This window comes from Candidatus Chloroploca sp. Khr17, assembly GCF_004138165.1.
GTDB lineage: Bacteria > Chloroflexota > Chloroflexia > Chloroflexales > Chloroflexaceae > Chloroploca.
Genome location: NZ_RYFF01000012.1, coordinates 81,814 through 106,514, shown reverse-complemented (window position 1 = coordinate 106,514; position 24,701 = coordinate 81,814). Strand labels below are relative to the sequence as shown.

The following is a 24,701-nucleotide window of genomic DNA, read 5'->3' as shown; positions in this document are numbered from 1 at the left end:
CCCATTGTAGCATAGATTCAGACCGGCGCTTGCTACACATGCTCTTGCACGGTCCATGCCTGTACCCCGTGGGTTACAAAGGAGAAGGGGCGCATCTGAACCCCCGCTTCTCTCAGCACGCGTTCGAGTTCGAGCCGACGGTCAAAGGGACACGCAAAGACCATAAAGCCGCCCCCGCCAGCCCCGGTAATTTTGCCGCCCCAGGCACCATGGCGTCGAGCTAGCGCATAGACCTCGTCAACGATGGGCGGGGCAATGTGGGGTGAGAAGGCTTTTTTGACTTCCCAGGCATCGTGCAGCAAGCGGCCAAAATCGGCAATGCGCAACTCGCGGAGCAGCCTGGTGGCTTCGTCAACAAACGCTTTGGTCTCGTCGTGGTAACGTAGCGTATCGCCACTGACGAGGCGTTGCACCTGGTCTTCCATCAAATGATGACGGAGGAGTTGACGATCACCGATATAGCCGATAATGAGGCAACTTTCGAGTTCGAGCAGGGCGGTCGGGTCGGTGACCACTGGCTCGACAATCACGCGGCCTTTGCCAAAGTGGTACACGCACATGCCACCAAAGACCGCCGCATACTGATCCTGGCGTCCCCCAGGGATGCCCAGATCCACCCGTTCGATGCGATAGGCGAGTTCAGCGAGTTCATGGGCATCAAAGCTCTCGTTGGCAACATTGTAGAGCAGTTTGAGCATGCTCACGACGAGGGCCGACGAGGAGCCCAGCCCACTGCCCGGTGGTGCATCGCTGAACATCGTAATTTTGTAGCCTGGTTGGGTTGCTTCGAGCGAGGGTTGCAAATGGGGCATTGCGTCGAGCACGGCCTGCGGCAGCGCCAGTTTGCCATCCCAGACGCGCCCGCTTACCATGCGACTCACTTCTTGCAGATCAAGGGATCGGATGGTAAGGCCCGGTTGTGTACTGGGGTTGAGCATACAACGCACATATAAGTTGATTGTACAATTCAAGACCTTGCCGCCATGCTCTTCAGCATACGGGCTTACGTCAGTTCCTCCGCCAAAAAAGCCTATCCGCATCGGAGCGCGGGCTTTGTAGATCTTCATACACTCCTCATTACCGTTCACCTCCGAGGGCTTGATCAAGGTTGACGTGGCTTGTCTTTAGGTGCCCGCCAGGGCTGCATTGATCGCCAGGATCGCCAGCCCGTTTTGCATCATATGCAAGAGCACACTGGGCCAGATCGAGCCACTGCGTTCGCGTAGATAGGCGAGCAACAGACCTAAGACAAACAGCGCTGGAAAGATGACTGGTATGACGTGGACAACGGCGAAGGCAGCGGCGTTCAGCGCAATCGCACCGATGATAGGTACACGATAGCGCATCAACGGGTAGATCATCCCGCGAAAGAAGAGTTCCTCGGCGAAAGGCACGAGCCCTGCGACAAGCAACAAGAGCATGACCAGTTCTCCGCTCGTCAGCGCTCGTCCGCCACTGATCGCTTCGATCTGGGGGTTTTCAAAATCTCCAATCAAAAAAACGATAACAAAATTGATCAAAATAAGCAAAAAAAGTGCCGCAAGATAGAAGGGAATAACCAGCAGATAATCACGTCGGCTTGCCGAACGGACACCGAGGGCTTCCCAGCCAGCGTGGCGTGCTGCAAAGAGGTAGACCCCTCCGATCAGGCTGAGATAAAAGCCCACCATGACCAGATAGAGGACGGGGGAAACAATGCCACTTCCGACCTCGAGGCCCAGTCCGCTCGTAAGGACCTGAACCATCAAACTCAAGATGATCAAAGCCCCGATGCTCACCAGGGCAGCCAGGCCCACACTCCGCCAACCCCAGGCAGGCGGTGGAGGCGTGGGTTGCGGTGACTCCGGGGTCGTGATCGTTTCTTCCATGTACATGGATGCTGCTCCGTAGAAGGTTTGATTCCCTTATAACACATTGCGTCCATGTTGGCAATGGGTTTTTGCTGCGCAGCCAGGGCGATTGCATCTTGCGTTGGTGCGTGCTACCAGGCCTGCGGATGGCCCACATCCGCCCCTCCCGTCGGCGTAAACGCCTCGGCTATGATGGGTGAAGCCGGCCTTCGCCGGCTCGATCAGGCCACGCAGGTGGCCTTCACTCCCCAGGAGCCGAGCCGTTGACGGCCACGGCAAGAAGATGCAATCGCCATCAAGTCATAGGTGGGTATTCAGGGTGATCGGGCTCGCAGCTTCGTAACTGCAGATGTCCTCGTCCTGTTGCATCAGGAAGCCGAGTTGATCGATCCCGTTGAGCAGACAATGACGGGCAAAGTTGTCGATGGGGAAGGAGACGGCGCGCCCCCCTGGCAAGATGACCTGCTGGGCCGCGAGGTCAATGGTCACCGAGGTTTCGGGGTCTTCTTCGATATGACTCAAGAGTTCGTGGTAGGTCTCTTCATCAACGGTCACTGGCAACAGGCCAATTTTCAAGGCATTGCCACGAAAGATGTCGGCAAAATAGGGTGAGATAATCGCCTTGAAGCCGTAGCCCGCCAGTGCCCACGGTGCATGCTCGCGCGAGCTCCCACAGCCAAAATTGCGCCCGGCGACAAGCACAGTTGCGCCTGCTGCCTCGGGGCGATTCAGGGCAAAATCGGGGTTGGGCGTGCCATCTGGCAGATAGCGCCAGACCGTAAAGAGCCCTTCGGCCAGCCCACTCTTGTCAGTTACCTTCAAATATTTGGCTGGGATGACCTGATCGGTATCGACATTATCAATCGGCAAGGCAACCGCCTTGCCGGCAAAGGTTGTGATCGGTTCCATTGAGGTGTAGTCTCGCTTTCTTGGCGCATGGGACCACAGGTCCCATGCGCATGAATGTTAGGGCTGCCGCCCTACAAACCCGTTTGTCTGCTGGCGCAAACGGCCAGCGAAACTGGCCGTTTGCGCCAGCATGCGAGGTGTTTGGGGGCCGCAGGCCCTATGTACACGAACATTAGGGCTGTCGCCCTTCCATCTGTTGGGATGCTGTTCATCTGTTGCCAGCGAAGCTGGCAACAGATGAACAGCATCCCAGCGATTTGTGTGGGCCGTAGGCCTTATTCCTGGTCAAGCAGCGTGCGTGGGTCGGTGACAACCCCGGTCAGGGCTGAAGCGACGGCGGTGAGCGGGCTGGCAAGGAGGGTGCGCGCGCCTGGCCCTTGCCGCCCGACAAAGTTGCGATTGCTCGTCGAGACGGCGTATTTGCCTGGGGGCACCTGGTCGGCATTCATGCCGAGGCATGCTGAGCAGCCGGCTTCGCGCCATTCGGCCCCTGCCGCTTTGAAGATCGTATCGAGACCCTCTTCTTCAGCTTGGCGTTTGACCTGCTGGCTGCCTGGAACGACCATCACGCGGATCCCGTCGGCAACTTTGCGCCCGCGCAGATGGTGGGCGACCTGGCGCAAATCGTTGATCCGCGAGTTGGTACACGAGCCAATGAAGACCACATCAATCGGGTGGCCGAGCAGGGGCTTGCCAGGCTCAAGCTTCATATAACTCAAGGCCGCGTCGAGTTCCTGGCGGCTACCGGCATCGGGCATCTGCTCGGGGGTGGGCACCGGTGCATCAATCGGGATGCCCATCCCGGGGTTGGTGCCATAGGTGATCATCGGGGCAAGACTCGTGGCATCGAGGAACATCTCTTTGTCAAAGACGGCCTCGGGGTCGCTTGGCAACGTGCGCCAGCGGGCCACGGCGGCGTCGAAGTCAGCGCCTTTGGGCGCATACGGGCGCCCGGCGATATACGCAAACGTTGTCTCGTCGGGGGCCACCATGCCGGCGCGTGCGCCACCTTCGATGCTCATGTTGCAGATCGTCATCCGCTCTTCCATCGAAAGCGCGCGCATCGCTTCGCCCATATATTCAAAGACGTGGCCGGTGCCGCCGCCTACCCCATATTTGGCAATCAGGGCGAGAATAATATCCTTGGCCGTCACCCCGGGATGCAACTGCCCCTCAATCCGGACGGCACAGGTTTTGGGCCGCGACTGGAGCAGACACTGGCTTGCGAGCACATGGCCTACCTCTGACGTACCGATGCCAAACGCGAGCGCCCCAAAAGCGCCGTGGGTGCTGGTGTGGCTATCGCCACAGACAATCGTCATGCCAGGTTGGGTCAGACCCTGCTCGGGACCAATCACGTGGACAATGCCCTGGTTGGCGCTGCCTAGCTCGAAGAGCGGAATGCCAAAGTCGGCACAATTTTTACGCAACTGATCAAGTTGGGCAATCGCCTGGGGATCGATCACCGGGATGATGCCCAGGGCATTGCGGGGCGTGGTTGGCGTGCTGTGATCCATGGTTGCCAGGGTGCGATCAGGCCGACGCACACGTAACCCGCGTTGGCGCAACTCGGTAAAGGCCTGGGGCGAGGTGACCTCGTGGATTAGGTGGAGATCAATATAGAGCACCGCTGGTGTGTCCGGTGTCTCAGGGCGAACAATATGGGCATCCCATACATGGTCAAAGAGGGTCTTTGGCATTGATTTGCTTTCTAGGTAGTTACCGCTGCGTCGAAAACGGGCACGTTCTGTGACTTAGGCATGTTTCAGAATCGGGCCTTCCAGCTTGACCGTTTGGTAGCACCGGCTTCCAGCCGGTCAGGAAGACCCACCGGCTGGAAGCCGGTGCTACCTTCACTGCGAACTGTCAAGCTCGTTTGAAACATACCTTATGAAGACTCTCTGTTCTGGCGCTCGCGTGACCTCAGCAACGGTAATTCGAGACTGTCCCACAGGGCCTGATAGCTTGCTTCAATGATATTGTGCGAGGCCCCGATGGTAGACCAGCGTTCGTCGCCGCTGGCACTCTCGATCAGCACGCGGGGCGTTGCAGCGGTGCCGCGATGCTCGTCAATAATGCGTACTTTGTAGTCAACTAGGCGCACCTCGGCAAGTTCGGGATAGTGGGGCAACAGCGCTTTGCGGATGGCTCCGTCGAGTGCATTGACTGGCCCGTCGCCTTCGGCAGCGGTGTGCATCACCTGATCGCCAACGCGCACCTTGACCGTCGCCTGCGAGGTAATCTGGTGGTTGCCCCGTTTTTCCACAATAACCGTAAAGTCGAGCAGGTCAAAGGGAGGCGCATAATCAACCGCGCTACGCCGGATCAGCATCTCGAAACTGCCTTCAGCGGCTTCAAACTGAAACCCGCGGTGTTCGAGCTCTTTGATGCGCTGAACCACATTGCCTTCGACGCCTTGCAGGGTCAGGCCCAGTTCCTCGGCGCGTACGCGGATGTTGCCGCGACCCGCGAGTTCGCTCACCACCACCCGTTTGGTATTGCCGACCAGGGTGGGATCAATGTGCTGATAGCTTGACGCAACCTTTTCGATGGCGGCGACGTGAATGCCGCCCTTGTGGGCAAAGGCACTGCGGCCCACGTAGGCTGCGTGGGGATCGGGGTTGAGATTGGCGATCGCGGCAACGCTATGCGCAACGTCGCTGAGTTTTTGCAGTTGCGCCGGGTTGACGCACGCATACCCAAGTTTCAGTTGCAAATTCGCGATCACAGGGATCAGATCCATATTGCCGCAGCGCTCGCCATAGCCGTTGATCGTCCCTTGCACTTGACGAACCCCCTCTTGCACAGCGGCGAGCGCATTCGCGACGGCCAGGGCCCCATCATTGTGCGTATGGATCCCGAGGTCAGGTTCGGGCAAGCCCTGAGCATGGAAAGAGGCGCGCACCGCTCGCGTGATCGCGGCGACCTCGTGCGGCAGCGCCCCGCCATTGGTATCGCAGAGCACCAGGCAATTGGCTCCGGCGCGGGCAGCAGCGGCAAGGGTTGCCAACGTATAGTTGGGATCAAGCTTGTAGCCATCAAAAAAGTGTTCGGCATCATACACAACTTCTTTGTCGCGCTGCTTGAAATAGGCGACCGTATCAGCAATCATCGCCAGATTCTCTTCACGGGTCGTCTCGAGCACCTGTTCCACGTGGAGGATCGAACTCTTGCCAACCAGCGTCACGACCGGTGTCTCGGCTGCAACGAGGGCACGCACATTCGCATCATCTTCGCAGCGATTGCCAGCGTGCCGAGTTGCACCGAAAGCGGCCACGCGTGCATGGGTCAGACCGAGGCTTTTCACCCGCTGAAAAAACTCGGCATCTTTTGGATTCGAGCCAGGCCAGCCACCTTCAATATAATGAATGCCAAGATCATCAAGAATGCGGGCGATTTTGAGCTTATCTTCGCATGAAAGCGACATACCTTCGCGTTGTGTCCCATCACGAAGCGTCGTATCATAGAGCATGATCTGCATGGCTTTGCCTCCAATCTCGGTTGGGCCAGGGGAGCGCTTACGCCTTCCAGCGCGGGTAACTACCAAACACCTTGATCATACCGGTTTTGGCACTAATGCGTTCAAGGGTCCGTTTCACGTGGGCGTCTTCGCGATGCCCATTGACATCAACCAGAAAGATATACTGCCCAAGGACGGCCTTGGACGGACGTGACTCGAGCTTGGTCATATTGATGTTCGCTTCGGCGAGCTCGAGCAGCGCACCGGCCAGTGTTCCGGCACGATCTTCCGTAAAGCCAAAGCAGAAACTCGTCTTATCGTCACCGGTTGGAGGCGCATCGGCGGTTGCCAGGACAATAAAGCGCGTGACATTGCCGAGGTTATCGGCAATATCGCGGGCAAGGATGTGCGTACCAGTCAACTCTGCGGCCCTCAGGGTACTAATGGCTGCGGCCTTGCGTTTATCGGCAACGGCCTCGGCGGGAGCGGCACTATTCGACAGTGACGCCACTGTCGCAACCCCTGGCAAACAGCGCTCGACAAAACGCCGACACTGCCCAAGACTCTGGGGATGGGCATAGAGCACCTCGATCTCGTCGAGACTCATCCCAGGGCGGGCAACGAGATATTGACGGATCGGAATAACGATCTCACCCACGATCTGTAAACTCGTCTCGTGGATCAAGAGATCGAGGGTATAGGTGACACTCCCTTCGAGCAGATTCTCGATAGGCAGCACACCAACCAGGGCGGCCCCGGTCTCAATCGCCGTAACGACGGCGGGGATACTGGTCAGCGACAGCAAGCCCAATTCAGGCCGGGTGGCTGCATACGCGAGCGCGGCCTCTTCCGAGAAGGTGCCCGGTGGGCCAAGGTAAGCAATCAAATTCATAGGTTATTTCGCTTCTTCAGACCAATACGGCCAGCCTCGCTGGCCGTATTGGTCTGAAACAGCATCATCCCCCAAAGAGATCGACCGGCAGACCAGCATCAGAGTCGGTGCTATAGCCAGCGGCGTACGCGACGGCTTCGGCCTTGATGCGTTCCTGGCGTGCGGCAAGCATCTTATTGAGGGCGGCCATATACGCATAGGCTGCGGCCATGATCGTATCGGTATGCACCCCATAGCCACTAAAGATCTGCTGGGCCGCACGACGGCCAGTGAGGCTCGCGGCGGTACTGGTGCTGGCGGCCATATTCAGCCCGGCATGGCCCTGTTCGCGGATGCGCACCGTCACTTCGGCGACGGCATCGAGCCCCTCGGTGATCGCGTTGATCGAGAATTCCATCAATTCATTGGGGCGTTGAATAATGCGGTTGATCGCTTTGTAGATCGCATCAACGGGGCCAGTGCCCTGGTCGCTATCAACGCGCACCTGACCATTGGGGCCGATCAGACGCACCGTGGCGGTCGGGATCATCCCGCTGCCCGAGCCATACTGGACATGGTCGAGCGTATAAATATCGGGCGTATGCTGCATCTCACCGGCAATCAGCGCCTCGATATCACGGTCATCAACGCGCTTTTTACGGTCACAGAGATCCTTAAAGCGCGTGAAGACCTGTTGAAACTCTTCGGTGCTCAGCTTGTAGCCCATCGCCTCAACATGCTTCCGGAACGCATGGCGTCCCGAGTGCTTGCCAAGCACCAGTTCATTGCCATCGAGCCCGACCGTTTCGGCGCTCATAATCTCGTAGGTGAGCCGATTCTTGAGCACGCCATCCTGATGGATACCCGACTCGTGGGCAAACGCATTTGCGCCAACGATCGCCTTATTGGGGGGCACAGGCACCCCGATAAAGCTTGAGACGAGGCGCGAGGCGCGGGCGATCTCGTGGGTATTGATCTGGGTATGCACCGCATAAAATTGGCCACGGGTATGGATCGCCATCACCACCTCTTCGAGCGACGCATTGCCGGCCCGCTCGCCGATGCCATTGATCGTACACTCCACCTGGCGTGCGCCATTGCGTACCCCGGCGAGCGAATTGGCGACGGCAACCCCGAGATCATCGTGGCAATGGGTCGAGAGGATACACTGCTCGATGCCTGGCACATTCTCGTGGAGATCGCGGATCATCGCGCCATACTCATCGGGCGTCAGATAGCCCACGGTATCGGGAATATTGAGGGTAGTGGCACCGGACTGGACAGCGACCGTCACGGCCTCACGCAAAAAGGTCGGATCGCTTCGCCCGGCGTCCATTGGCGAGAACTCGACATCCTCACAGAGCGAGCGGGCATAGGTAACCATGTCGCGGATCACCTCAAGACACTCGGCGCGAGTCTTGCGGAATTGATGCTCGAGGTGAATGTCTGAGGTAGACATAAACGTGTGGATACGCTTCTTGACTGCGGGCTGGATGGCCGTCCAGGCTTTCTCGATATCGTTGCGATCCGCACGGGCGAGGGCCGCAATCACGGGGCCATCGGCCGTACCAACCTCACGGGCGATCTCGTGAACTGCCGCCCAGTCGCCTGGCGAAGCGGCGGGAAAGCCAGCCTCGATAATATCCACCTTCATCCGCGCAAGCTGGCGGGCAACTTCGAGCTTCTCCTCCAACGTCATCGTACAACCGGGGGCCTGCTCGCCATCACGCAGCGTCGTATCGAAGATTCGTACGTGGCTGTCTCCCATATCACCTCTCTTTAGCTTGATCTGTACTTATTAGTCTGTAACAAAAGGTTTTTGCCAGCGCCGCCGACCACGAATACTGATCGCGAATAAGCGAATATGGGCGTTGCGGTGCGGTATTCGTTTCTTCGTGGCCCCATTCGTGGTCGGCTGACGACACCAGAAAATTTACGTTACACACTACTGAGTAGTCTGTCACGTAAGTTTTCCGACATTCCTGGGAGCGCGGGCGGGACGCCCTCACTCCCAGGCTAGCTTGCCGCGCCTACGCGCCGCCGGTACCGGGTTTGACTTCACGTGGATTGACAAACGGCATCATGCGGCGCAATTCCAGCCCAATGCGCTCGATGGGATGTTCAATATCGGCCTGGCGGCGTGCATTGAAGCGCGGGCGGCCCTGAACATTCTCATCAATCCAATCTTCGGCAAAGGCCCCCGACTGGATATCGGCCAGGATCTGGCGCATCGACTGGCGGGTCTCGTCGGTAATCAGCCTGGGCCCGGCGGTATAGTCGCCCCACTCGGCGGTATCTGAGACCGAGTAGCGCATATAGTTGAGGCCACCCTGATAGAAGAGATCGACGATTAGCTTGAGTTCGTGCATACACTCGAAATAGGCCACCTCGGGCTGATAGCCTGACTCGACCAGAGTCTCGAAGGCCATCTTGACGAGTGACGACACACCACCACAGAGCACGACCTGTTCACCAAAGAGATCAGTCTCGGTCTCTTCGGCGAAGGTTGTCGTCAGCACACCGGCGCGGGTACAGCCGAGGCCTTTGGCATACGCGAGGGCATCGGCCATGGCTCCGCCGGTTGCATCTTGCTGCACCGCGACAAGCGCCGGAACGCCGCCGCCCTGGGTATAGACCTCGCGGACGCGGTGGCCGGGGGCTTTGGGGGCGACCATGCTCACATCAATGCCAGCCGGGGGGATAATCTGCCCAAACCGGATATTGAAACCGTGGGCAAACATCAGCGTTTTGCCAGGCTCCATCGAAGGGGCAATATGCTCACGATAGATATCGGCCTGCCCGATATCAGGGGTGAGTATCATAATCATCTGGGCTTCGCGGGCGGCATCAGCCACACTCATCGGCTTGAGGCCGACCTCTTCCACCTTGCTCCAACTCTTTGACCCAGGATAGAGGCCAACCCGTACATCAAGCCCGCTATCGGTCAAATTACGGGCATGCGCGTGACCCTGGCTCCCGAAACCAATAATGGCAATCGGCTTGTTTTTCAGACGTTCGAGATCGGCCTGCTTGTCGTAAAAGAGCTCCGCCATGATGCTGATCTTCTCCAAATAAGAGGCAGACGAGGTCTGCCAGGCTTCTGGTACAGGGCGCTTGCCCTGCCCATCTCACATATTGCAGGGCGAATGCCCTGAAGACCCGTGTTGGTACGCGCACTCCGTCGATCTTTTCTGATGGATCGCCGTCTTTTGGTACGGGCACAGCGCGTTGTGCCGCAACGAGACATCGGCGGTTGAAGTTTTGGCTTCAACCGCCGATGTTTGACGACTCAATTGAGGGTTGGCACTACCCCGCTGCCATTGGCATTCTCGACATACTCGCTGGCGTTATGCCCGCGTGCGCCGCGTACCATTGCGATGCGCCCGGTGCGCATCATCTCTTTGATACCATAGCCGCGCACCACTTCGATAAAATTCTCGACCTTGCTCGGCGTACCGGTCATCTCAACAATCATCGTACTGGCCCCAACATCGACGATTTTGGCCTCGAAGACGCCCGACATCGAAACGATCTCGTGGCGCACCGACGACGGGGCGTGCAATTTGAGCACCACCATCTCACGTTCAACGATGGGATCATCGGTGACGTCACTCACCTTGATCACCTCGATCAAGCGATAGAGTTGTTTGACCACCTGCTCGACGTGATCCGACTCAATCACCAGCGTGAGGCGGCTGATCTCGGGTTGTTCGCTATGACCGACGGCGAGACTCTCGATATTATAGCCGCGACGGCGGATCAACCCGGCCACACGAGTGAGCACACCGGGACGATCCTGGACAAGCGCGACAATGGTATGTTTTTTCATCGTGCCCTCTACCTTTATTTGTGGGCCTGTGGCCCTACGCTGTTGTGCTGGCGAACAGGGCGTGTGGAACCAACGGCCCCACTTGCCCAGGATGCGCACGAGGCCTCAGGTCTTGTGCGCATCCTGGGGGATCATTATGATGCCTATGGATCGACGGTGATCATATCGCCGATGGAGGAATTTTGCGGCACCATCGGGAAGACATTGACTTCGCGTTCGACGCGGAAATCGATCAAGACCGGGCCATCGGTGGCATAGGCTTCATCAATAGCGGCCTGCACCTGATCGCTATGCTCAACGGTGAGGCCCTTCCAGTGATAGGCCTCGGCGAGTTTTGCGAAATCGGGGCCACTGAGGGGCGTCCCACTATAGCGCTTATTCTCGAAGAGCTCTTGCCACTGACGCACCATCCCAAGGTAGCCATTGTTAATGATGGCGACCTTGATATTCTTGATCCCTTCCTGATGGATCGTCGCCATCTCTTGATTGGTCATCTGGAAGCCACCATCGCCACAGATCACCCAGATCGTCTCGTCGGGATGGGCAATTGCGACGCCCAGCGAAGCGGGCACCGAGAAGCCCATGGTTGCGGCCCCGCCCGAGGTGATATGGGTACGCGGCCCGGCGTTCCAATCGAGCAACTGCGCCGCCCACATCTGATGCTGACCGACATCGCTCACCACACGATAGTTACCCCGCAGGGCGAGCGTCTGATTGATTTTTTCGTAGACATCATGGGGGGGCAGGGTCATATGGAGGGTATCGGCCCGATTGACATACTGCTGCTTGCCCTGATGCTTGTCTTGCATCTCGCGGATATGTTCCATCCAATCCGAGGCCGCGCTATGCAGGTCAGCCAGTTCTTCGCGGGCGGGCATCTCTTCAAGCAGGGCGAGCAACGTTGCGCGGGCATCACCGACGATGGGCACCGTCACCTTGACATTCTTGCCAATTTCGGAGGGATCGATATCAACGTGGATCACTTTGGCATTGGGCGCAAAGGTACTTGCCTTGCCGGTCACGCGGTCATCAAAACGTCCACCAATATTAAAGAGCACATCGCAGGTCTGGATAGCCCGATTGACATGCACCCACCCGTGCATCCCGGGCATACCAATGCTGAGGGGATGCTCTTCGGGGAACGAGCCAATGCCGTGGAGCGTCGTAATCACCGGAATGCGCAACTTCTCGGCGAAGTGGCGCAGTTCATCGGCGGCCCCCGACATAATCACGCCATTACCGGCGATAATCAAAGGTTTTTTGGCCTGGAGGAGCAGCTTGAGGGCTTCGCGGATCTGTTTGCGATTGGGTTGATAGGTAGGCTTGTAGCCGGGCAAATTGAGCTTGATATCCCAGTTGGGCACGATGCTCTTTTGCATCGCATCCTTGGTAATATCAATCAAGACCGGGCCGGGGCGACCAGTGGTAGCGATATGGATGGCCTCTTTGAAGACATAGGGCAACTCATTCGCATCCTTGACCAGATAATTGTGCTTGGTAATAGGCATCGTAATGCCAGTAATATCGGTCTCCTGGAAGGCATCCTTGCCCAGCACGTGGCTGCCAACCTGCCCACAGATCGCCAGCAGGGGTGTGCTATCCATCATCGCATCGGCGATGGGTGTGACCAGATTAGTCACGCCGGGGCCACTGGTACCGATACAGACACCGATGCGCCCGGTCGAACGTGCATACCCTTCGGCGGCGTGGCCTGCGCCCTGCTCGTGCCGACAGAGCACGTGGCGCAACCGATCACGATACTCCCACATCGCAAAATAGAATGGCATGATGGCCCCACCAGGGATGCCAAACATCACCTCGACCCCCTCGCGGATGAGTGCCTCACACATGATCTGGGCACCGGTCATTTGTTCGGACATGAGCCGTTCCTCCTGACGTTACGTCTACGTACGACCTGCTGCAAGGCAGTGCGACAATAGACTGGTGACATTAAAAAACCCCCTGGTCGCATCCAGGAGGTTCAGTCTCGCTCACTCTACCACGCCCGCAGGCTCAACCCCCTAAACACGTTTGCTCCACCCGCTAAGGAGGAGTACAAGACCGCTAATAAGGAGTACGAGCACTGATCTGGCAACCATAAGGGTATTTTCAATCCTCAGATATTGTTCTATCGAACGGTGCTAAGGATACCACAGGTATGGAGTTACTGTCAAACGTGCAAGGCCACGGCTATCGCCTTGTCACCCAACTCGTTGCTCGTCAAACAGCCAGCAAGGCTGGCTGTTTGACGAGCAACAAACTAGCTTATGGTTGTGGTTCTTCGCGGAGGAAGGCGGCGCACTGTTCAGGGAGGGCGGGATTGATCCAGACCCCGCTGCCTAGTTCAAAGCCGGCACTGCGACTGAGGCGAGGGATGATGGCAATATACCAGTGAAAGTAACCATTTTCTGGCTCTTTGGTTGGCGTTGTGCGAATGATCATGTTGTAATCGGGGTCATTCAGATGGCTATAGAGGCGGAAGAGCACATCACGGAGGAGTGGGGCCAGATGCATCATCTCTTCGTCGGAGGCGTTGAGAAAGCTCGCACGATGATAGCGGGGCAGGATCCAGATATGGAAGGGCGAAGAGGAAGCATAGAGCACAAAAGCGACATAATGATCATTGATCGCAACAATGCGTTCGCCACTGGTCAATTCATCATTGAGCATCGTACAAAAGACGCACTGGCCGGTATCATCAAAGAAGCGACGGGCTTCTTCGATGCGGTGTCGGATATTGCCAGGCACAATGGGGAGGCCGATAATCTGGCTGTGGGTATGGGGTAACGACGCCCCGGCTCGTTCGCCGTGGTTTTTGAAAAAGACGATCTGCTCGATGCGCGTATCGCTGCCAATTTGCTGCCCCCGGCGGCGATACATCAGCAACACATCGCGCACTTCTTCGTCGGTCATCAAGGCGAGCGTCGCATTATGCAGGCGATGCTCAACCAGAACCTCGTGATAGCCAATGCCCGTGATGCGGCGTTCCACGCCATTGAACACCCTGGCGAGCGAGCCGTCGTGGGCCAGGGCGGGGTACTTATTGCGTACAACACGCGTTGTCCACGGGCCATCCTCGGGGTCGCGACAGACCTCAAGATCCAGTTCTTCATTGCCGACACAGAAAGGACATGCCGGGTCGTGTTCGTGGCGCTCGTGGGTGCGGACGCGATTGCTTGCTTCGGCGTAGGCATTGGGACGGCGTGCCCGCTCGCTGGCAATAATGACCCATTCGCGGGTTGCAATGTTTTGCCGTAGCTCGGCCATGGGCGTTATGATCCTAGGCGCGGCCTCCGATGGCCGTACGGTCTCTTCCCTTCCCGCGCACAGCGTTGCACGGAGGGATGGGCATATGCACCGCCCTTATTGTAGCCGTAAGCACCTGCTCTGCGCAAGGGGCGTACCGATAGAGATACAGTGATTTATGTTACAATACGAAAACTACATGGCTTTTGCCCCCCCAAGAGGTGCGCTGTGACCCAGAATGGCGAGGATCGCCCGGTGGTACTGGAGGCGCGCGGGATTACCAAGCGTTTTCCTGGTGTGGTTGCGAATGATAATGTCTCGCTCAAGCTTTTGCAGGGCGAGGTACTTGCGCTGCTTGGCGAAAATGGCGCGGGCAAATCCACCCTGATGAATATCCTCTATGGCCTCTATAGTCAAGATGAGGGTGAGATTTTTGTCAATGGTACCCCGTTACGCGTGAGTAGTCCTCACGAGTCGATTGAGCGTGGCATTGGTATGGTGCATCAGCACTTTCAGCTCGTGCCGGTGATGACGGTGACCGAGAATGTTATTCTTGGGAATGAGGTCATGCGCCGTGGTCTGCTTGATCGACGCCAGGCCGGGCAGCGCATTCGTGAAATTTCGCAACAGTATGGCTTGCCCGTTGAGCCCGAGGCGCTGATTGCCGATCTTGATGTTGGGGCCCAGCAGCGCGTCGAGATTATCAAGGCGCTCTATCGGAATGCCGATATTTTGATTCTCGATGAGCCGACGGCGGTGCTGACGCCGCAAGAGGCCGATGATCTGGTACGCGTGATGCGTACGCTGACGGCGCAAGGCAAGTCGCTCATCTTTATTACGCATAAATTGCGTGAAGTGCTTGAGGTTGCCGATCGCATTATGGTGTTGCGCGGTGGACGGGTTGTTGGTGAGACGACGCCCGCCGAGGCCAGTGAGGCGAGTCTTGCTTCGTTGATGGTCGGGCGCACCGTCTTGTTGCAGGTTGACAAAGAAGCTGCGCGTCCTGGTGCCGCGGTACTTGAGGTACGGAACCTGCAGGTACGCGATGATCGTCAGTTGATGGCGGTCAATGATGTGAGCTTTGAGGTTCAGGCTGGCGAGATCCTTGGCATTGCCGGGGTGCAGGGCAATGGGCAGACCGAGTTGGTGCAGGCCCTGAATGGGCTGCGTTCGGCTGTTGCTGGATTGATTCGCATTGCCGGTCAGGATGTGACGCTGGCAAGTTCGCGGACGATCAGTGAACTCGGGGTGGCCCATATTCCCGAGGATCGGCAGCGTGATGGCATTATTGTCAGTTATCCTTTGACGGATAATGGGGTGCTCGAATATTACTATCGTGAGCCTTTTGCCCGTGGCATTGTCCGCAATGAGCAGGAGGTGACCGATCATGCACAAGATCTGGTGACGCGCTTTGATGTGCGTACCCCAGGGGTGCATGTTGCGGCGAGTTCGTTGAGTGGCGGCAATCAGCAGAAATTCATTGTGGCGCGTGAGTTCTCGCGTACGCTCAAGCTCTTGATTGCGGCTCAGCCGACGCGTGGCATTGACGTTGGCTCGATTGAGTTTATTCACAATCAGATTGTGCATAAACGTGATGAGGGCGTGGCCGTGCTGGTGGTGTCGGCTGAACTTGATGAGATCCTGGCGCTCTCGGATCGCATCGCGGTGATGTATCACGGGCGGATCGTCGCGATTGTCAACAATGGTGATCTCTCCCGTGAGCAACTGGGCCTCTTGATGGCCGGGGTGAGCCTCAAAGAGGCTATGGTCTTGCAACAGTAGATGAGCGGAGTTTCGCATGGCTGTCGAGGGACGTACTCCTGAACCTGCGCAACCGGCGGGTTTCCGCGCTTTCTGGGCACGCTATTCGCCGTTATTTGTGCCAATTCTGGCTGTGATGACGGCCTTGGTCGTCGGGGCCGTGATTATCGGTATGACCGGAGGCGACTGGCTCGCTGCGTATATCGGGCTCTGGCAGGGTGCGTTTGGTTCGCCACGGGCACTAGCGAATACGGTGATCCGCAGCACCCCTTATATTATCTGTGGTCTGGCGGTCGCCCTTGCCTTCAAGGCGGGTCTCTTTAATATCGGGGCTGAAGGCCAACTCTATGCCGGGGCGATGTGTGCCGTGGTGATTGGAACAATGCTCCAGTTGCCACCGATTTTGCACATTCCAATGGGCATTGTGGCGGGTGCTGTGGGTGGGGCTGCATGGGCGGCCATTGCCGGTATTCTCAAGGCGCGGACAGGGGCGCACGAGGTGATCAATACGATCATGCTCAACTATATCGCTCTGCGGCTTACCGACTGGCTGATCCGGAGTCGGCAGCCGCTGTTACTTGGCGATCCGCTTGATACTAGTAGTTCGCGTACCCCGTTTATTGCCGAGTCGATGCGTCTCCCCAATATCCGCCTCGGTGAGACGACGGCGTTGCACGCTGGCATTCTGATGGCGGTCATTCTCGTCTTTGTGGTGGCCTGGTTCTTGAATCGCACCACGATTGGCTTTGAGTTGCGCACCTCGGGCACCAATCCGAATGCGGCGAAGTATGCCGGCATCAGTGTTCCCAAAACGATTGTGCTTGCTATGGTACTGTCGGGCAGTCTGGCTGGTCTGGCGGGGGCTGGCGAGGTGATGGGTGTGCGCTATGCCGTGAGCACCGATTTTATTTCGGGTGTCGGCTTTGATGCGATTGCTGTGGCGCTGCTGGCGCGCTCGAATCCGATTGGCATTCTCTTTTCCGGGTTGCTCTGGGGGGCTTTGCTCACTGGGGCACGCTTGATGCAGGTGCGCGCCGGGATCTCCATTGATGTGATTCGCATTATTCAGGCGCTCATCATTATGTTTATTGCCGCTGACCAGATTGTGCGCTGGCTCTACCGCATTCCCCAACGTAAACCCGGCGAAGAGGTGCTGATCAGCAAGGGTTGGGGAGGGTAGCCGGCTTTAGTAGTCTGTTGGCGTAAGGGCGTCAAGCAAGCTGATCAATTCGTCATAGGCGAATTCATAAGCCATCGCTTCGATCTGCTGGGCAATCGAAGCTTCGAAGGGTTTGATCTGGGTGGCGAGGGCATTGATCGCGCTCAGGTCGCCCATCACGATGGCGTCGCGCAGTTGATGCAAGAGCGTTCGCGGGATGCTTTGCGTCGGTGTAAGCAGGCTATGATCAACCCAGAGCGCTCGGTTGCCCAGTGGGGTTGTGCCCGGCTCGCTCTTGATGGTCTGATACTTTACGCCTGTATGTTTCTGGAGCAGCCTCAGGATCGTATGCTCGTGCAACGGGATCTTGATCACCTCATCGCAGCCAGCAGCCAGTAGAGCGTGCTGATCCTCTTCGCTGATGCTGCTTGTGAACCCAACAATCGTGGTGTTGGTTCCTGGCAAGGTCTTGATCTGGCGTGTGATGGCGAAACCATCAATGTCTGGCAAGTTCATCGTGAGGAAGATGACATGGGGGTTCCATGCCTGCCAGATGCGTAAGGCAGCGTAGCCGCTCTCGGCTTCACTCACCTGAAAGCCAAGAGGGGCCAGCATGCGGACGAGCAGACGCCGATTGGTGTTCTGGTTATCAACGATGAGGATTCGATAGTCTGGCTGCCCCGGATGCAGGCCAATGACGCGCTGGTTGGCTGATTGCTGGGGTATCGCAAGCGCACTGCACTGCTCAGCCGTGATTGAACAGGTAAAGATGGCCCCTTGCCCAACCGTACTGGTCACGGTAAGATCCCCACCCATCAATTGGGCATAATGTCGGCTGATGGCAAGCCCCAGCCCTGAACCCTCTTGGGCCTTGTGCCCAGCCTTGGCTTGCACAAAAGGGGCAAAGATGCTGATGAGTTCCTCTGGGCTCAGCCCTGGCCCGGTGTCTTCGATGGCGAAGGTGAGCACGCAGCATGTCTCTTCGGTGCTTTTATGCAGCGTGCGTATCGTTTCTTGTGGTGCCCCTGGCTTGAACGGACTGCTGTGGATCTGGAGCGTGACCGAGCCGTGCTGCGTAAACTTGATCGCATTCGAGAGCAGGTTGATCAAGATCTGGCGGAGCTTGATTTCGTCAAGCCGCACCATTTTTGGGAGGTCTGCGCTGTATTCAAAGGCGAAGTCAAGCCCTTTCTGGCGTGCGCGGAGGGCAAACATATCGTGCAGTTCCTCGAGCATATGTGAAAGATGCACCTCACTCTGATGGATCTGCATCCGCCCTGCTTCGATCTTCGACAGATCGAGCACATCGTTGATCAAAGCCAGCAAGTGCTCGCCACTCCGATGGACAATCGCCAGATCGTGTTGCTGGTCGGGGCTGAGATTGGGGGCTTGCTGCAACAGCTTGGTAAAGCCGAGAATTGCATTCAGTGGCGTGCGTAGCTCGTGACTCATATTGGCAAGCAGCAGACTCTTGGCGCGATTCGCCGTTTCGGCGGCGTCTCGCGCCTCTCTGAGCGCCTCCTCCGCTTGTTTGCGTTCAGTGCTCTCGAGCTTGACGGCGACAAAATTGGTAATGTTGCCGTGGCTGTCAAAGATCGGTGAAATGGAGGCCGATTCCCAGTAGAGTGAGCCATCCTTGCGGTGATTGCAAAATTCGCCCTCCCATGCGCGCCCAGCCAGCAGTGTTTGCCAGAGATCGACATGGGTCTCGGTAGGGGTGTACGGAGTTTTCAAAATCCGGGGACTCTGACCCCGCGCTTCTTCAAAGGTATAGCCGGTTACACGGGTAAACTTGGGATTGACATACTCGATAGCCCCGCTGGTATCGGTAATCACGACCGAAGCAGGACTCTGTTCGACGGCTCGTTGAAACTTGCGCAGGGTACGTTCAGCCTGGCGTCGCTCGGTAATATCCCGCAAGACCAGGATCAGCCCGTTAAACGGATCATTCTGGTGCGCGACGTTCGTAATCTGAACTTCGTAATGGCGTTTCTGGCCTTCAACCTCGTGGATCAACTCGATATTATCGACGTCATGCTCACCATCCATGGTCACATTGAGCTTGAGGGAAGGCAGGATGACGTCGAGTGATGACCCGATCATCTGTTTCAGCGGTTTGCCTAGCATGCGGAGGGCGGAAGGGTTCGCCTGTACCAGTTGAGATGTGCGATCAAGCACCAGTACGCCGTCGGGGAGCCGCTGGATCAAGGTCTCTTGGGCCACAGGAGTCAGCGTAAAACGATGGTACTGTGACAAGATCCAGGCCAGGATCGCACCGGCAAAGACATACCCAAAGGGTGCCATCGTCACGTGAAACTGGCTAAAGGGATGGATAAAGGTGAAGAGATCAGTGATATGGAGGCCGAGGAAGACGAGCATCAAGAGCCATCCCTGCCCACGGTAGGCATTTTGATAGCTCAGCATGGCGTGGGTTAACATGAGATAGACCACAGCAAGCAGGAGATAGCTATAGAGCATGTGGACACCGAACCAGTCACCATAGACCCGGAGCGGGATAAGCCACATGCCAACGCTCATCACGGGATATTCTTGCCAGAGTAACTGGTGCAGGGGATTGGTCCAGGTGAGGATCACGGTGATCAGCGGAATAGTTGCGAGGGGAACCAGGACGGCTGGACGGACCAGATTATGGTGTCCGGTATACGCAAGGACAAAGACAACGGCTCCGAAGGCAACAAAGGCCACAAATGAGAAGCGGATCTGATTCATCAGCGCTTTGAGCGCGAGATCACGCACCCACAACTCAAAGAACCAGAAGATCATCCAGCCCAGGGCCGGGACGATCATCCAGAGGTGACTCCGGGCGAGCATCATGTCACAATGACGGACAATGTAGAAGAGAATGCTTGCCAGGATGCCAATGGCAAGCAGGATCGTGAAGCTATAGAAGTTGAGAAACCATTCCATAGTGGTGCTGTCTGGCTGTTCTCTGCGGGCACGCTTTGTTGCGTGGAACATAGACCTTGGTTCAGTGCCTGGCAGCAGTATAGCATCAGGCGCATACCATACGTGTTGCCAGGCCACTCATGTAGGAGTTTGTAATTATCATCGGCGCGAAGCGTGTGGTACTATGGATAGAGCAACCTTTGCTCAACCCAGAAAGTTTAGATCAATGGCCTATGCCAAAATGATGGGTGCCGAGGTCAAACGCAACGAGGATCCGCGTTTGATTCAGGGTGCAGGAACGTATGTTGGTGATCTCAACCTGCCTGGGATGCTCTATGTAGCGGTGGTACGGAGCCCCTATGCGCACGCGTCGGTTTGCGGCTTTGATCTCGGCGAGGCGCTGGCAATGCCGGGTGTGGTGACGATTGTAACGGGGAACGATCTGCTCGCTCAATGTCAGCCGTTGCCTCTGGCGACTTCGGGCGAAGGTGAGCATGGTGAGGTGAGTTATACGGGTAGGACGCGCTATACCCTGGCCGTCGAGCGCGTGCGTTATGTTGGCGAGGCGGTCGCGGCGGTTATCGCTGCGTCGTATGCCGAGGCGGTTGATGCCGCCTATGCGGTCGTGGTTGACTATGACCCCTTGCCGGTCGTAGCTGATCCATTACGGGCGCTGGAGCCAGATGCGCCAGTCATTTTTACCGGGTTGCCCGATAACCTTGATCATCGCCGTCGCCGTCAACGCGGTGATGTGGTCAGCGCCTTTGCCAATGCTCAGCGCCTTGTTCGTCAGCGCATGGTCAATCAACGCCTGTGCGGCTTTCCACTCGAGGGGCGGGCCGTCGTTGCGGTGCCGGATCACATGACTGGTGGCTTGACCGTCTATACAAGCACCCAGACGCCGCATCAGATCCGCAGTGAACTGGCCAAAGTCTTGCGCATGAGTACCAGCCACATTCGGGTGATTGCGCCTGATGTTGGCGGAGGGTTTGGGGTCAAGATCGGCCTCTACCCGGAAGAGGCCTTGTGTGCCGCCTTGGCGCAGCGGCTCAAGGCCCCGGTGCGCTGGGTGGAAGAGCGGATGGAGCACATGCAGGCGACGACCCACGGGCGCGGCCAAGTGGCCGAGCTTGAGGCGGCGGTTGAAGCGGATGGGACGGTGACGGCGCTGCGTATGCAGATCATCGCTGACCTGGGTGCCTACCCGCTGGCTCCGGGCCTGCCCGATCTTACCACGGCGATGGGCGTTGGGGTGTATAAGATCCCGGCAGTGGATCTCGAAGCGATCTCGGTCTATACCAACACCACCCCGGTTGCGGCCTACCGTGGTGCAGGGCGGCCCGAGGCGGCCTATTATATCGAGCGCTTGATGGACTGCATTGCCGCTGAACTTGGGCTTGATCCAGTGGAGGTGCGTCGCCGGAACTTCATCCCACCCGATGCCTTTCCCTACAAAACCCCGACTGGTTTGACCTACGATACTGGCGAGTATGACCGGGCGCTCAGCAAAGCGCTGGAACTGGCGGGTTACGAGCAGTTGCGGCGTGAACAGGCAGCTCGTCGCCAGGCGGATGATCCCGTTGCGCTTGGCATTGGTCTTGCCTGCTATGTCGAAATGTGTGGCTTTGGCCCCTACGAGAGTGCGCAGATTAAAGTGGAGCCGAGCGGCGCGGTGACGGTGACGACCGGCATTTCGCCGCACGGCCAGGGCACCGGGACGACCTTTGCGCAGATTGTGGCTGACCAGATCGGGGCCGATTTTGCTCAGATCGTCGTGCGTCACGGCGATACGGCGACAACCCCGATGGGCATTGGCACGATGGGTTCGCGCTCGCTGGCCGTTGGGGGCGGGGCTTTGATGCGCGCAGCCGAGGTCATTCGGACGAAAGCGATGCGGTTGGCCGCCTACATCCTCGAAGTGACCCCCGAAGAGCTTGAACTGGTCGAGGGGCGTTATCAAGAGCGAGGTGTCCCGAGCAATAGCGTGACTCTGGTCGACCTTGCCCAACGTGCGTACAGCAATAAACTTCCGCCGGATGTTGATCCTGGCCTAGAGGCGACCGACTATTTTCGGCCCCCCGAATTAATCTATCCCTTTGGAGCCCATGTAGCGGTCGTCGAAGTTGACCTGGCGACGGGCAATGTTCACCTGCGCAACTACTACTCGGTGGATGACTGTGGCCCGCGCATCAGCCCGATCATTGTGGCCGGCCAAGTGCATGGCGGCTTAGCGCAGGGCATTGCCCAGGCGCTGCTGGAAGAGGTTGTCTATGACGCCAATGGACAACTCCTGACTGGTTCCCTGATGGACTATGCCCTTCCACGGGCCGACATCTTCCCGGCCTTTACGCTGGACAAAACCGAAACGCCGACGCCGCTCAACCCGCTGGGCGTCAAAGGCATTGGCGAAGCGGCCACCATCGGCTCGACCCCGGCGATCACCAACGCCGTCATTGACGCCCTGGCCCATCTGGGCATTCGTCATCTTGATATGCCGTTGCGTTCGGAAAAGATCTGGCGTGCGGTGCAAACGAAGGAGTAGGATCGCTGCCTAGGATGCCAGCTTCGCTGGCATCCTAGGCAGCGCTGTTGCAAAAGCCCTGGGCAAGCCTAGCGCAAGGTCTCAGGGGTGGGTGATGCGAATATCAACGACCTGCTCGACGAGCGGCGTAATGAGCGCACGCACCTGATCTGGGGTAAGGCCGTCAACCTTGAACGTAACGGTACTATTGGCTGAGGTATCACCGGCGAAGGTGCCGAGGGCAAGAATATTGCCGCCAGCGCTGGCAAGTGCCTGGGTAAGCTTGGCCAGTTGACCGGGCTCATCAACCATATGGACGGCACAGCGTACGCCTGCGTCGCGGGCCCCCATCAGTTCAAGCAAAATCTTGAAGAGATCGGTCTCGGTGATCATCCCGACGACATCATTATTGCGCACCACCGGCAGGCCACCGATGCGCTGATCAGCCATGATGCGCGATGCTTCTTCGATCGGCGTATCTTCGGTAACGGTCATGACATGGCGGTTCATATAGGACTCGACCGTCAATTTGCTCAACAGATAATTGAGTTCCCACACGCTCAGGGTTGTTGCCTGTGAGGGCGATGCATTGAGCAGATCCTTCATCGAAACGATGCCAACCAAGCTTCCATGGCGAATCACCGGTGCGCGGCGGATGTGTTCGGTGCGCATCAAGTGCAGCGCATCGTGGATCGTAGTTTCAGGTGTCACACTAATGACCGGATGACTCATGCGTTCCCCGACGAACATGGCTACCTCCTTGTAAGCCATGCTGGCACCATTGGTCTCATGTGCCGTTGCCAGCAATGGATTGATAACAACATTCTACTATAGCATAGATGCTTGATTTTGTTTGGTTCATTTTCGCGGCGAAGCCGCGAAAATGAACCAAACACTAGGGTTTGGGGCGCACTGGCAGCGAGGGTTGGGCGTATCCAGTATAATGAACTCTTAACGTAGCTGTGGTGAAGGTTGAGGAGCGCATATGGACGATGTTGTCATTGTGGGGGCTGCGCGGACCCCGATTGGGAAATTCAATGGTGCGTATGCAGGGGTGTCGGCGGTCGATCTTGGTGCTGCGGCGATTCGTGCTGCGGTGAGCCGGGCGGGCCTTGACCCTGCGCTGGTGGATGAATGCATTATGGGCAATGTGGTGAGCACGGCGCTTGGTCAGGCTCCGGCACGCCAGGCGGCGATCAAGGGCGGGTTGCCCCATACAGTTGGGGGCTTGACGATCAATAAAGTGTGTGGCAGTAGTCTGAAAGCGGTGATGCTTGCCGCCGCGATGATCCGTGCGGGTGAAGCCGAGGTGATTGTGGCCGGTGGGATGGAGCATATGAGCGGGGCACCGTATGCGTTGCCTAATGCGCGTCATGGCTATCGTCTGGGCAACGGCGAGTTGCTTGATGTGATGGTGCATGATGGTCTCTGGTGTGCGTTTGAGCATCAGCATATGGGGGGGGCGGCTGAATGGATTGCGCGGACGCAACGGGTGACGCGCACGCAGCAGGATACGTTTGCGTTGCAGTCGCACGAGCGGGCGGTTGCGGCGATCGATGCCGGTCGTTTTGCCGCCGAGATTGCGCCCGTGACGGTGCCCGGCCCCAAGGGGACGATGCTGACCATCGAGCATGACGAGAATCCACGGCGTGATACGAATCTCGCGTCATTGGGCAAGTTGCGCCCGGCCTTTGCTGAACAGGGCAGTGTGACCGCCGGCAATGCGCCTGGCATTACCGATGGAGCGGCGGCCGTCGTGGTGATGGGGGCGACACGGGCGGCTCAACTTGGCCTGACGCCACTGGCGCGTCTCGACCAGATGGCGCAGGCGGCAGTGCCTCCCCTCGAGGTCTTTACGGCACCGCCTTTTGCGCTTGAGAAGGTGATGGCGCGGGCCGGGCGGATCGTTGATGACTATGATCTCTTCGAAATCAACGAGGCATTTGCGGCCCAGGTGATTGCGAATATTCGCGTTGCCGGGCTTGACCCTGACCGGGTGAATGTCAACGGGGGTGCGATTGCGCTTGGGCACCCGATCGGGGCCAGCGGCGCCCGTGTGCTCGTGACGTTGATCTATGCGTTGCGCGAGCGCGGTGGCCAACGGGGGATGGCTGCGCTCTGTTTGGGTGGCGGCGAGGCCGTGGCCCTCGGGATCGAGCGCCTGGCTTGAGGGCGTGTGTTTGGGCTG

The 24,701-nt window shown here is 57.8% G+C and carries 17 protein-coding genes; 4 read left to right on the top strand and 13 right to left on the bottom strand.

What is annotated here, in order from left to right:
• Positions 1–32: 32 nt before the first annotated feature.
• From EKD05_RS09755 to EKD05_RS09705, 11 genes are all read right to left on the bottom strand, one after another.
• Complete coding sequence (locus tag EKD05_RS09755; protein WP_129672246.1) at positions 33–1,067, bottom strand: GHMP kinase; 1,035 nt, start codon at positions 1,065–1,067, stop codon at positions 33–35.
• Positions 1,068–1,124: 57 nt separating this feature from the next.
• Entirely contained in the window at positions 1,125–1,874 is a 750-nt protein-coding gene (locus tag EKD05_RS09750) for a CPBP family intramembrane glutamic endopeptidase (RefSeq protein WP_129672245.1), read from the bottom strand.
• A gap of 276 nt (positions 1,875–2,150) precedes the next feature.
• Positions 2,151–2,759 carry a 3-isopropylmalate dehydratase small subunit gene (gene leuD / locus EKD05_RS09745; RefSeq protein WP_129672244.1) on the bottom strand — a complete coding sequence of 203 codons (609 nt, stop codon included), beginning with the start codon at positions 2,757–2,759 and terminating at the stop codon, positions 2,151–2,153.
• A gap of 275 nt (positions 2,760–3,034) precedes the next feature.
• Positions 3,035–4,459: a 3-isopropylmalate dehydratase large subunit gene (leuC, locus tag EKD05_RS09740; protein WP_129672243.1), complete on the bottom strand. Its 1,425-nt coding sequence runs from the start codon at positions 4,457–4,459 to the stop codon at positions 3,035–3,037.
• A 188-nt stretch (positions 4,460–4,647) separates the two neighbouring features.
• Positions 4,648–6,240, bottom strand: a complete 1,593-nt coding sequence (gene cimA / locus EKD05_RS09735; protein WP_129672242.1) for a citramalate synthase — start codon at positions 6,238–6,240, stop codon at positions 4,648–4,650.
• A gap of 37 nt (positions 6,241–6,277) precedes the next feature.
• Positions 6,278–7,111 (bottom strand): prephenate dehydratase, encoded by an 834-nt coding sequence (gene pheA, locus EKD05_RS09730; RefSeq protein ID WP_129672241.1) that lies wholly within the window; start codon positions 7,109–7,111, stop codon positions 6,278–6,280.
• A gap of 64 nt (positions 7,112–7,175) precedes the next feature.
• Positions 7,176–8,858 carry a 2-isopropylmalate synthase gene (locus EKD05_RS09725; RefSeq protein ID WP_129672240.1) on the bottom strand — a complete coding sequence of 561 codons (1,683 nt, stop codon included), beginning with the start codon at positions 8,856–8,858 and terminating at the stop codon, positions 7,176–7,178.
• A 262-nt stretch (positions 8,859–9,120) separates the two neighbouring features.
• Positions 9,121–10,143 (bottom strand): ketol-acid reductoisomerase, encoded by a 1,023-nt coding sequence (gene ilvC, locus EKD05_RS09720; protein WP_129672239.1) that lies wholly within the window; start codon positions 10,141–10,143, stop codon positions 9,121–9,123.
• 236 nt (positions 10,144–10,379) lie between these two features.
• Positions 10,380–10,919, bottom strand: a complete 540-nt coding sequence (gene ilvN / locus EKD05_RS09715) for an acetolactate synthase small subunit (protein ID WP_129672238.1) — start codon at positions 10,917–10,919, stop codon at positions 10,380–10,382.
• Between the two features lie 143 nt (positions 10,920–11,062).
• Complete coding sequence (ilvB, locus tag EKD05_RS09710; protein WP_129672237.1) at positions 11,063–12,799, bottom strand: biosynthetic-type acetolactate synthase large subunit; 1,737 nt, start codon at positions 12,797–12,799, stop codon at positions 11,063–11,065.
• A gap of 385 nt (positions 12,800–13,184) precedes the next feature.
• Positions 13,185–14,186: a DUF4931 domain-containing protein gene (locus EKD05_RS09705; protein WP_129672236.1), complete on the bottom strand. Its 1,002-nt coding sequence runs from the start codon at positions 14,184–14,186 to the stop codon at positions 13,185–13,187.
• A 207-nt stretch (positions 14,187–14,393) separates the two neighbouring features.
• Between EKD05_RS09705 and EKD05_RS09700 the strand changes: the two genes are divergently transcribed.
• Positions 14,394–15,947 (top strand): ABC transporter ATP-binding protein, encoded by a 1,554-nt coding sequence (locus EKD05_RS09700; protein ID WP_129672235.1) that lies wholly within the window; start codon positions 14,394–14,396, stop codon positions 15,945–15,947.
• A 16-nt stretch (positions 15,948–15,963) separates the two neighbouring features.
• On the top strand, positions 15,964–17,106 hold the full coding sequence (locus EKD05_RS09695; protein WP_129672234.1) for an ABC transporter permease: 1,143 nt from the start codon (positions 15,964–15,966) through the stop codon (positions 17,104–17,106).
• Positions 17,107–17,112: 6 nt separating this feature from the next.
• Here EKD05_RS09695 and EKD05_RS09690 read toward each other — a convergent pair whose 3' ends face one another.
• On the bottom strand, positions 17,113–20,013 hold the full coding sequence (locus tag EKD05_RS09690; RefSeq protein WP_165360667.1) for a PAS domain S-box protein: 2,901 nt from the start codon (positions 20,011–20,013) through the stop codon (positions 17,113–17,115).
• Between the two features lie 205 nt (positions 20,014–20,218).
• On the opposite strand from EKD05_RS09690, the gene EKD05_RS09685 reads away from it, so the two are divergent.
• Positions 20,219–22,534, top strand: a complete 2,316-nt coding sequence (locus EKD05_RS09685) for a xanthine dehydrogenase family protein molybdopterin-binding subunit (protein ID WP_129672232.1) — start codon at positions 20,219–20,221, stop codon at positions 22,532–22,534.
• 81 nt (positions 22,535–22,615) lie between these two features.
• Here the strand turns inward: EKD05_RS09685 and EKD05_RS09680 are convergent, their stop codons facing one another.
• Positions 22,616–23,263: a CBS and ACT domain-containing protein gene (locus EKD05_RS09680; RefSeq protein ID WP_129672231.1), complete on the bottom strand. Its 648-nt coding sequence runs from the start codon at positions 23,261–23,263 to the stop codon at positions 22,616–22,618.
• 235 nt (positions 23,264–23,498) lie between these two features.
• On the opposite strand from EKD05_RS09680, the gene EKD05_RS09675 reads away from it, so the two are divergent.
• Complete coding sequence (locus EKD05_RS09675; protein ID WP_129672230.1) at positions 23,499–24,683, top strand: acetyl-CoA C-acetyltransferase; 1,185 nt, start codon at positions 23,499–23,501, stop codon at positions 24,681–24,683.
• Positions 24,684–24,701: the final 18 nt, after the last annotated feature.